The organism is Arthrobacter crystallopoietes BAB-32 (genome assembly GCF_000328305.2).
GTDB classification, from domain to species: domain Bacteria; phylum Actinomycetota; class Actinomycetes; order Actinomycetales; family Micrococcaceae; genus Crystallibacter; species Crystallibacter crystallopoietes_A.
In genome coordinates this window covers 1-10,065 of the sequence record NZ_ANPE02000248.1, presented here as the reverse complement: position 1 = coordinate 10,065, position 10,065 = coordinate 1, and the positions used below count along the sequence as shown (strand labels likewise).

The window sequence follows — 10,065 nt, the reverse complement described above, 5'->3', positions numbered from 1 at the left end:
CGGCGGCGGGCCAGGGCGGTCTGCAGGATCAGGGCCTCCTGGTAGCGGAACCGGTCCTGGGCCTTGAGCGCGGTGGCGAGCTCGTCCGGCCGGTGGATCTGCCGGTAGGCATCCTGGAGCGAATAGAGCCGGTCGCGAATGGCAATGTCCGCGGGCACCGGGTCGGGCACCTGGCTGAAGTCAACGCTGTCCAGCAGCACCTCCACGGCTGCCCGGATCCGCCAACTGGGCACCTTGGCGGTGGCCGGATAGACGGGCACCGGACGCCTGGCCGCCTCCGCGTCGAACTCGGATTCGTCGCCCAGCAGCTCGTAATCCGGGTTGGTCAACGTGAGATCGTCGCGGTACTTGGTGACCTTGCCCGCGAACATCGCCAGCGTTCCGGGCGTCAGGTCCTTTTCCGCCTTCCACGAGTTGAAGAACGTGAGGGCTACGGAGCTGAGCCGGCCGCCGAGGCCATCGGTGACCACAACCTCGGTGATCTTGCCCTTGCGGGAGCGCATGTGCCGGGAGCGGCTGCTCAGCACCCGGGCGACCAGCGTGACTTCCTCATCATGGGGCAGGCCTGCGATCGGGGTGAGCTCACCGCGTTCGAGGTACCGGCGCGGGAAGTAGTTAAGCAGGTCCTCGGTGGTCCGCAGCCCCAAGTGCTTCTCCAAAACGTTTGCCGTGCGCTTGCCGACCCGGCGCTCGAGGGCCAGCGCCAGTTCCGGCGGGCGGCGGTCAGTCATGGGCCTCGTAGGCCGGGGCGGCCGCCAGATCCGTCACGGACAGGTTGGCCGGCTCGCCAAAAGCCTGGATAGCAGACAGCGCGGGCTCAGCGGCGGGCACATGGGCGTGGATCCGCCAGCGGTAGCCGCCTTCGACCTCGGTTACCGCGCTGAGGATCACGGAGTCCCCCAGCTCGTCCAGCTGCAGCCGCAGGGTGGCAGCATCCAGCGGACTGAGGTTGATCGTGCACATCACTTCGACCCCCTCGTGCGCATGGTCCAGGTGGATGTGCGGGTCCTGCACGTCGTACCCGTGGAGACCATCGAGCATTTCGGGCTGCAGTTCCTGGCCCAACGCGCTGGCCCGCAGGGTGTCCATAATGAGCAGGAAGCCCACCGCGCCGGCGTCGACCACTTGGGCGGCCGCCAGCGGGCCCAGCTGGTCTTCGGTCTGCACGACGGCTTCCAGGGCGGCCTGGACCGCGGCTTCCAGGGTGGCAGCCAAGGCGTGGTTCGAGTGGTCGCCCGCGTGGGATTCCCCGCTGTTGGCGGCCCGGGACACGGCCTCGATGACGGAAAGCATGGTGCCGGGCACGGGGTCGCTCAGCGCGGACCAGCACCGAATTTCGGCCCGCTGCAGCGCCGCCGCCAGCAGCGGCCCGGTCAACCGCGCCGTCCCATGGAGCGGCTCGGACAATGCCGAGAGGAAGACCGAAAACAAGGTGCCGCTGTTGCCGCGCGCCTGTTCCATGGCAGCCTGGCCGGCCACGGCCAGCAGCTGGCCGACGTCGGTCGTCTCCACATCGGCGGCCGCCTGCGCCGCCGATCTGACCGTCAGGTAGAGGTTGGTTCCGGTGTCGCCGTCTGCCACAGGGAAGATGTTGATCGCATTCAGGCGGTCACTGTGGTTGCCCAGCACTTCTTCCGCTTTGACCAGCCAGCGTTTCAACGCCTGCGTGTTCGCGGCTACTTTTGTCTGCAAGTCGGTCCGTTCCCGTGGCCGCCGGCACGTAAGGCCCGCGGTGTCTTTCAGTTCTGCGGCGTTAACCGAGCCTACCGCAGAGTATCCGCGGCCGGGGGTAACGGTTTCGCATGCTGGGTGCATGGGCGGCCTGAAACGGCGTGCTGTCCGCAGCCGATAGGCTGGTTCCATGTCCAGAACGCACTCTGCCCTCCGGCGCCTGCCACCCCTGCTTGCAGGTGCCGGTGCGGTCCTGGCGGCCACGGGCTGTTCCCCGGTGGTCGAAGTGGACCCGGCCGAAGACGCCGCCAACCCGGCCTGCGCCCCCATGATGGTGGTACTCCCCCAGTTCGTCGCCGACTTCCCGCGCCGCGAGACCTCCAGCCAGGCCACCGCGGCCTGGGGCGACCCGTCCCGGGTGATCCTCCGCTGCGGCGTCCCGGAGCCGGGACCGACGACGGACCAGTGCGTCAGCGTCAACGGCATCGACTGGGTGCTGCGCGAAGGCGAGCAGACCTGGTCTGCCGTCACCTACGGCCGGTCTCCCGCCACCGAACTGGTATTCAACCCGGACGAGGTCGCCTCCAGCACCATCCTGGTGGACCTGGCCGACGCGGCGGCCAAAATCCCGCAGACCAGCAAGTGCCTGAGCCCCGACGACGAGCTGGACGCCCCGTAGCTCCCCGTCCGGCGGCCTACCGCAGGCCGGTGGGCCGGCTGAGCGCCAGGCCGATCAGCTCGTCGATCAGCTCGGTGTAGGGCAGGCCGGACTTCGCCCACATCTGCGGGTACATGCTGATCGGTGTGAAGCCGGGCATGGTGTTGATCTCGTTGATGACTAGCCCGCCCTGCGGTGTGTAGAAGAAGTCCACCCGGGAAAGCCCCTCGGCGGCGACCGCGTCGAAGGCCTGCGCGGCCAGCTCGCGCACGCGCGCCGTCGCCGCCTCAGGCAGGTCCGCCGGGCAGCTCAGGGCCGCCGCGGCACCGTCGACGTACTTGGCCTCGAAGTCGTAGAAGGCGTGCTCTCCCGGCTGCACCGCGATCTCGCCCGGCAGGCTGGTCCGTGGGTCCTCGGCACCGCGGCCCTGCAGGACGGCGACCTCGATCTCGCGTCCGGCGATGCCGGCCTCCACGACCACCTTGGGATCATGTTCCCGCGCGGTTTCGACGGCGGCACGCAGCTGCGCCGGGTCCGTCACCCGGGTAATCCCCATGGAGGAGCCGGCCCGCGCCGGCTTGACGAACACCGGGAAGTCCAGGGCCGCGGCCCGCTGCAGGGCGGCCTCCGGCTCACGCTGCCAGTCCCGGTCCGTGATCACCTCGTACGGGCCGACCTCGAGGCCGGCCGCGGAGAACGCCACCTTCATGAAGTGCTTGTCCATGCCCACCGCCGACGCCAGCACGCCGGCACCGACGTACCGGACGTCGGCCATCTCCAGCAGCCCCTGCAGCGTGCCGTCCTCGCCGAACGGCCCGTGCAGCAGCGGGAGCACCACGTCGATCCGGCCCAGGCTGCGGGTGGCCTCCGGTCCGGACTGCACCAGCAGCTCGGCGAAAGAATCCCGGGCGGCCAGCATGACGTGCTCCGCGGAGGCCTGGACCTCGGGCAGTTCGCCCGAGGTCAACGACCAGCTTGCCGGATCATCGGCGACCAGCACCCACTGGCCGTTGCGCGCGATACCCACGGGGACGACGTCGTACTTGTCCTGGTCGATGGCTGCCAGCACGCCCGCAGCCGTCACGCAGCTGACGGAATGTTCGCTGGAGCGGCCGCCGAACAGCACGGCAACACGCGGCTTGGTACCGGTTGCCGGCACGGGAGCGTCGAAAGAGGTCACGGTCACTGGTCCTGTTCGCCTTCGGATTTGAGTTCGCGGGTCAGCAGCCGCGGCGCAAGGTCATCGACGGAAATCTCCCCCTCGAGCACGGCCACGACGCTTTCTGTAATGGGCATTTCCACGCCGAGCGAGTTGGCCAAATCCAGCACCGCGCGGCCGGACTTGATGCCCTCGGCGGTCTGCGTCATGCGCTGGTTGACCTCCTCCAGGCTCAGCCCTTCGGCCAGCAGCCGGCCGGCGGTGCGGTTGCGCGAGAGCGGGGACGAGCACGTGGCCACCAGGTCGCCCAGGCCGGCCAGGCCGGCCATGGTCTCCAGCTCCCCGCCCAGGGCCAGTGTCAGCCGGGTGGTTTCGGCGAGCCCGCGCGTGATGACCGAGGCCTTGGTGTTGTCGCCCATGTGCTTGCCGTCGCAGATGCCCACGCAGAGCGCGATCACGTTCTTGACGATGCCGCCGATCTCCACGCCGGTCACGTCCGTGTTGGTGTACGGGCGGAAGTAGCTGGCGGTGCAGGTGTTGGCGATCCACTGCGCTGCCTCGAGGTCGGTGCACGCGACCACCGAGGCGGTCGGCTCCTTGCGCGCGATCTCCATGGCCAGGTTCGGTCCGGAGATCACCGCCACGCGCTCGTCCGGCAGGCCGAGTTCGGCCTTGATGATCTGGCTCATCCGCTCGTCCGTGCCGCGTTCCAGTCCCTTCATCAGGGAAACAACGACGGCGGTGTCCCCCAGCAGGGGCTTCCACTCCGCCAACTGCGGGCGCAGGGTCTGCGCCGGCACGGCCAGCACCACCAGGTCGGCGCCGGCCAGCACCTTCGCGACGTCCGCCGAGGAGCCCAGGTTCTCCGGGAGCTCGATGTCCTTCAGGTACTTCGAGTTCAGGTGCCGGGTATTGATCTCCTCGGCCACTTCCGCCCGGCGGGCCCAGAGGCGAACCTCCAGCTCCGGGTGCGCGTCCGCGACGACCTTGGCGAACGTGGTTCCCCAGCTGCCGGCGCCCAGCACGGCGACAGCCGCGGGCAGGGCGGCGCGCGCGCTCACGCCTTGTCCTCGGGCAGGGGCTGGCCTTCGAAGTCCCGGCCGGTGGCGCTCTGCCCGCGCTGCGCCGGATCCCAGCGCCTGGCCGGCGGCTCCTCGTTGCGCAGTTCCGCCAGCAGCTCAGTGATGGCGTCCATGATCTTGTCCGTGGCCGCTTCCAGCACCGTCTTGGTCACCGGGAGCCCGTGGAACTCGCTGAGGTCCACCGGCGGTCCCGCGATGACGCGGGCGGTCTTGCGCGGGAACAGCCGCAGCTTCCGGGCATAGCGCGGGAAGAGCGCGTTGGCTCCCCAGTGGGCCACCGGCACCACCGGCGCTCCGGTCTGCAGCGCCAGGCGTGCCGCCCCCGTGCGTCCGCGCATCGGCCACAGGTCGGGATCGCGGGTGAGCGTGCCCTCCGGGTAGATCAGGACGGCGCCCCCGTCAGCCATCACTTCGCGGGCCGCTTCGAGCGACTTGTTTGCCCCGGCGCTGCTGCGCTCCACCGGAATCTGCCGGGACGCCTGGAGGACGGCGCCGACCACCGGAATCCGGAACAGCGACGCTTTCGCGAGGAAATGCGGGATGTGGCCGTGGTTGTAGATGTAGTGGCCCACAACCAGCGGATCGATCTCCGTGTTGTGGTTCGGGCAGACGATGAAGCCCTGGTCCTTGGGCAGGTTCCCGCCGCCGCTCCACTCCCGGCCCAGCACGAGGTTCAGGACGGGACGGACCAGCGCTGCGACTGCGCCGATCGTGGCCCGTTCCTTGCGTGCTGCTTTCATTCGGCTCGCCGGGACCTCAGGCAATGTCGAAGTCCGCGCCGAGGCTTTCCAGCTTGGACTGGAAGCGTTCGTAGCCGCGGTTGATCAGCTCCAGGCCGGTCACCCGCGAGGTTCCCGTGGCCGCCAGCGCCGCGATCAGGTGGCTGAAGCCGCCGCGCAGGTCCGGAATGTCGATGTCCGTGCCGCGCAGCTGGGTGGGACCGGAAATCACCGCTGAATGCAGGAAGTTCCGCTGGCCGAAACGGCAGGGGATGCTGCCGAGGCATTCGCGGTGCACCTGGATGCTGGCGCCCATGCGGATCAGCGCCTGGGTGAAGCCGAAGCGGTTCTCGTAGACCGTCTCGTGCACGATTGACACCCCGGAGGCCTGGGTCAGGGCGACGACGAGCGGCTGCTGCCAGTCCGTCATGAAGCCCGGATGCACGTCGGTCTCGAGCACCAGCGGCGAAAGCTTGCCTCCGGTATGGCGGAAGCGGATGCCGTCGTCGTCGATATCGAAGGCCCCGCCGATCTTCCGGAAGGTGTTCAGGAAGGCGGTCAGGTCCGCCTGCCGGGCACCCTCGACGTAGATGTCGCCGCCGGTGACCAGCGCAGCGGAAGCCCAGGACGCGGCCTCGTTCCGGTCCGGCAGCGCGCGGTGGTTGAAGCCGCCCAGTTGCTCGACGCCCTCAATCCGGATTACCCGGTCCGTCTGGACGCTGATAATGGCGCCCATCTTCTGCAGCACCGCGATCAGGTCCATGATCTCCGGCTCGATGGCCGCGCCGCTGAGCTCGGTGATGCCCTCGGCGCGGACGGCCGTCAGCAGCACCTGTTCGGTGGCACCCACGCTGGGATACGGCAGCGAGAGCTTGGCGCCCTTGAGCCCCTTCGGCGCGGAAATCGAAATGCCGCCCGGGTGCTTGTCCACCACCGCGCCGAACTGGCGCAGCACATCCAGGTGGAAGTCGATCGGCCGGTCGCCGATCCGGCAGCCACCGAGGTCCGGGATGAACGCCTCGCCAATGCTGTGGATCAGCGGTCCGCAGAACAGGATCGGAATGCGCGAATCGCCGGCATGGGCGTCGATGTCCTTCATCTGCGCGGTCTTGACGTGGGACGGATCCAGCGTCAGGTCGCCCGTGACGGGGTCCTTCCCGACATTGACGCCGTGCAGCCGCAGCAGGCTGGTGACGACGTCGACGTCCTTGATCTCCGGAACGTTGCGCAGCACCGAGGGCTCATTGCCCAGCAGCGAGGCGACCATCGCTTTGGGGACCAGGTTCTTGGCTCCCCGGACGGATACTTTCCCCGTAAGCGGGACTCCACCGCGAATGGTCAAAACGCTTGCCATATACACCTGATTCCTTAAAACTTGGCGGGACCTTCAACGCTTCGAAAAAGGCCTCAGCTAAGCATAGAAGTTACCGCAACCTTCCCGAAATACAGTGTTTTTCGCCACCGTGGCGTCAGGAACGCGCGGGCAGTGTTTTCGGCTTCCAGTCCGGCCGGGTCGCCTCGTAGGCGGTGATCGCCTCTTCGTGCTGCAGGGTCAAGCCGATGTCGTCCAGGCCTTCGAGCAGGCGCCAGCGGGTGTAGTCGTCGATCTCGAACGGCGCGGTGAGCGTTCCGCAGACCACGGTCTTGGCTTCCAGGTCCACGGTGATCTGCGTGCCGGGGTGGTTCTCCAGCTCCTTCCAGATCAACTCGATGTCGTCCTGGGCGACCTGGGCGGCCAGCAGGCCCTGCTTGCCGGAGTTGCCGCGGAAGATGTCGGCGAACCGGGAGGAGAGCACCACCTTGAAGCCGTAGTCCTTCAGCGCCCACACGGCGTGCTCGCGGGAGGAACCGGTGCCGAAATCGGGGCCGGCCACCAGCACCGAACCACTGCTGAACGGTTCCTGGTTGAGGATGAAGTCATCCTGCTTCCGCCAGGCGGCGAACAAGGCGTCCTCGAAGCCGGTGCGGGTGATCCGCTTGAGGTAGACGGCGGGGATGATCTGGTCCGTGTCCACATTCGACTGGCGCAGCGGAACGCCGATTCCGGTATGGGTCGAAAACTTTTCCATAATCCTCAAAGCTCCTTAGGCAGCAGGCCGGGACACGGCGTCGTCGTTAATGGGGTCCAGGTCCGAAGGCGAGCTCAAGGTGCCGCGCACCGCAGTCGCCGCAGCGACGACGGGCGACACCAGGTGCGTCCGCCCGCCCTTGCCCTGCCGGCCCTCGAAGTTGCGGTTGGAGGTCGAGGCGCAGCGCTCCCCCGGGGCCAACTGGTCCGGGTTCATCCCCAGGCACATCGAGCAGCCCGCGAACCGCCACTCGGCACCGAACTCCTTGAAGATGCGGTCCAGCCCCTCGGCCTCGGCTTCGAGCCGCACCCGGGCGGAGCCGGGGACGACCATCATGCGCACGTTCGGCGCCTTCTGCCGGCCGCGGACGATGTCCGCCGCGACCCGCAGGTCTTCGATCCGGCTGTTGGTGCAGGATCCGAGGAAGACCGTATCCACGCTGATGTCCTTCATCGGCGTGCCCGCTTCCAGTCCCATGTACGCCAGCGCGCGCTGCGCAGCCGCCTTGGCGTTCTCGTCGGCGAAGTCCTCCGGGGACGGGACGGCCTGCGACAGGGACACGCCCTGGCCCGGGTTGGTGCCCCAGGTGACGAACGGCTCCAGCGTGTCGGCGTCGAGGAACACCTCGGCGTCGAATTCGGCGTCCTCGTCCGTACGCAGGGTCTGCCAATAGTCGACGGCGGCGTCCCAGTCCGCGCCCTGCGGCGCGTGCGGGCGTCCCTTGAGGTAGTCGAACGTGGTCTCGTCCGGGGCGACCATGCCCGCGCGGGCGCCGGCCTCGATCGACATGTTGCAGATGGTCATGCGGGCTTCCATGCTCAGCGCCCGGATGGCCGAGCCGCGGTATTCCAGCACGTAGCCCTGGCCGCCGCCAGTGCCGATCTTGGCGATCACGGCCAGGATGATGTCCTTGGCGGTCACACCGGGGCGCAGCGTGCCCTCGACGTTGATGGCCATGGTCTTGAACGGCTTGAGCGAGAGGGTCTGGGTGGCCATGACATGCTCGACCTCAGAGGTGCCGATGCCGAAGGCCAGCGCCCCGAAGGCGCCGTGGGTCGAGGTGTGCGAGTCGCCGCAGACCACGGTCAGGCCGGGCTGGGTCAGGCCCAGCTGCGGGCCGACCACGTGGACGATGCCCTGCTCGGCGTCGCCCAGGGAGTGCAGCCGCACGCCGAATTCCTTGCAGTTCGACCGCAGCGTCTCGATCTGCGTACGGCTGGTCGGATCCGCGATGGGCTTGTCGATGTCCAGCGTGGGGGTGTTGTGGTCTTCGGTGGCGATGGTCAGGTCCGGCCGCCGCAGCTTCCGGCCGGCCAGCCGCAGCCCCTCGAAGGCCTGCGGAGAGGTCACTTCGTGGACAAGGTGGAGGTCGATGTAGATCAGATCAGGCTGGCGGGAGGCTCCTTCGCCTTCCCCGCGGCGCACCACGTGCGCATTCCAAACCTTTTCGGCGAGCGTCTTGCCCGCAGTTGTACCGGCCATGGCCAGCTCCCTCCATCAGTGACAGCGCGGGCCGCACCGAGACTCTAGACATCGGCTCGGCGAACCGCAGAAGTGTGTCCTTAAACTCTGTCAGCACGAGACGATTCCGCGCCAGCATCCTGACTTGCATCTCAGATAATGAGACGGCAATATCAACTTATGGACAATTCTAGCGGGGTCGGTGTCATCGACAAGGCTGTGATGGTGCTGGATACGCTCGAGGCGGGGCCGACCTCGCTGGCGCAACTGGTCGCCGCCACCGGACTGGCGAGGCCCACCGTACACCGCCTGGCGCTGGCCCTCGTCCACCACCGTCTGGTCAGCCGGGACATGCAGGGCCGTTTCGTGCTCGGCCGCCGGCTGGTGGAACTGGCCGCCGCCGCCGGCGAGGACCGGCTCATCGCCTCGTCCGGCCCCATCCTGCTCAGCCTGCGCGACGCCACCGGCGAAAGCGCGCAGGTCTTCCGCCGCCAGGGGGACGCCCGCGTCTGCGTCGCCTCGGCGGAACGTCCCGTCGGCTTGCGCGACACGATTCCGGTCGGCACGCAGCTGTCGATGAAGGCCGGCTCAGCAGCGCAGGTGCTGCTCGCCTGGGAAGACCATGAACGGCTCCTCGAGGGTTTGAAGGGGGCACGGTTCACACCGACGGTGCTGGCCGGTGTCCGCCGGCGCGGCTGGGCCCAGAGCCTCGGCGAGCGCGAACCCGGCGTCGCCTCCGTATCGGCCCCGGTGCGCGGCCCGTCCGGCCGCGTCATCGCCGCCGTGTCCATCTCCGGACCGATCGAGCGGCTGACCCGTCAACCTGGCCGGATCCATGCCGAAGTGGTGGTCCAGTCCGCGCAGCAGCTGACCGAGGCCCTGCGCAAGAGCAACGACTGATCCTGCAGCGGGCTAACCGCGGAAGTGGTCCCAGCCGAGGATTTCGGGAGCGGCCCCGTCGACGGTCACCTCGGGAGCGCCGGCTGTCACCCGGCCGACGACGTGGAACCCCTCCGGCAGGGCGGCATCCGGGGCGAACGCGGCGAGCAGCCCGTGGTCCTCTCCCCCGCCCAGCACCCAGTGGCGCGGATCGGCGCCCAGCAGGCTGGCGGCCGGCGCCAGTTCGGCTTCGAAGCGGCGCAGCCGGCCGTACTCCAAATCCACGCCGACGCGGCCGGCGCGTGCCATCCGGCCGGCGTCGCGGACGAGGCCATCGGAGACGTCCATCATGGCGTGCGCTCCGGCC

10 protein-coding genes and 1 pseudogene are annotated in these 10,065 nt (G+C 68.6%); 2 read left to right on the top strand and 9 right to left on the bottom strand.

Annotation, left to right across the window (positions count from 1 at the left end; genetic code table 11):
• Positions 1-731, bottom strand: a pseudogene (locus tag D477_RS18550) (OB-fold nucleic acid binding domain-containing protein); the annotation flags it as partial.
• The gene (locus D477_RS18545; RefSeq protein WP_005273455.1) at positions 724-1,659 is read right to left on the bottom strand and encodes a DAK2 domain-containing protein; all 936 of its coding nucleotides are present in this window, start codon (positions 1,657-1,659) and stop codon (positions 724-726) included. The pseudogene D477_RS18550 and the gene D477_RS18545, both read right to left, overlap by 8 nt.
• Positions 1,660-1,861: 202 nt before the next feature.
• Between D477_RS18545 and D477_RS18540 the strand changes: the two genes are divergently transcribed.
• A complete protein-coding gene (locus D477_RS18540) occupies positions 1,862-2,350 on the top strand; it encodes a DUF3515 domain-containing protein (protein WP_005273453.1) in 489 nt (162 codons plus the stop codon).
• 16 nt (positions 2,351-2,366) lie between these two features.
• Here the strand turns inward: D477_RS18540 and D477_RS18535 are convergent, their stop codons facing one another.
• From D477_RS18535 to leuC, 6 genes are all read right to left on the bottom strand, one after another.
• Positions 2,367-3,515 (bottom strand): D-alanine--D-alanine ligase family protein, encoded by a 1,149-nt coding sequence (locus tag D477_RS18535; RefSeq protein WP_005273451.1) that lies wholly within the window; start codon positions 3,513-3,515, stop codon positions 2,367-2,369.
• The gene (locus D477_RS18530; RefSeq protein ID WP_005273448.1) at positions 3,512-4,549 is read right to left on the bottom strand and encodes an NAD(P)H-dependent glycerol-3-phosphate dehydrogenase; all 1,038 of its coding nucleotides are present in this window, start codon (positions 4,547-4,549) and stop codon (positions 3,512-3,514) included. Before D477_RS18530 ends, D477_RS18535 begins: the two co-directional genes overlap by 4 nt.
• Positions 4,546-5,310 carry a lysophospholipid acyltransferase family protein gene (locus D477_RS18525; protein ID WP_005273445.1) on the bottom strand — a complete coding sequence of 255 codons (765 nt, stop codon included), beginning with the start codon at positions 5,308-5,310 and terminating at the stop codon, positions 4,546-4,548. The genes D477_RS18530 and D477_RS18525 overlap by 4 nt, the downstream gene beginning before the upstream one ends.
• 16 nt (positions 5,311-5,326) lie before the next feature.
• Positions 5,327-6,643, bottom strand: coding sequence for a UDP-N-acetylglucosamine 1-carboxyvinyltransferase (gene murA, locus D477_RS18520; RefSeq protein ID WP_005273442.1), 1,317 nt, complete (start codon positions 6,641-6,643; stop codon positions 5,327-5,329).
• A 115-nt stretch (positions 6,644-6,758) separates the two neighbouring features.
• The gene (gene leuD / locus D477_RS18515; protein WP_005273441.1) at positions 6,759-7,358 is read right to left on the bottom strand and encodes a 3-isopropylmalate dehydratase small subunit; all 600 of its coding nucleotides are present in this window, start codon (positions 7,356-7,358) and stop codon (positions 6,759-6,761) included.
• A 15-nt stretch (positions 7,359-7,373) separates the two neighbouring features.
• Complete coding sequence (gene leuC / locus D477_RS18510; protein WP_005273439.1) at positions 7,374-8,840, bottom strand: 3-isopropylmalate dehydratase large subunit; 1,467 nt, start codon at positions 8,838-8,840, stop codon at positions 7,374-7,376.
• 159 nt (positions 8,841-8,999) lie between these two features.
• Here leuC and D477_RS18505 point away from each other — a divergent pair, with 159 nt between their 5' ends.
• Positions 9,000-9,719: an IclR family transcriptional regulator gene (locus D477_RS18505; protein ID WP_005273435.1), complete on the top strand. Its 720-nt coding sequence runs from the start codon at positions 9,000-9,002 to the stop codon at positions 9,717-9,719.
• 12 nt (positions 9,720-9,731) lie between these two features.
• Here D477_RS18505 and D477_RS18500 read toward each other — a convergent pair.
• The coding region (locus D477_RS18500; RefSeq protein ID WP_005273431.1) for an AIR synthase-related protein at positions 9,732-10,065 on the bottom strand (334 nt) is incomplete at its 5' end.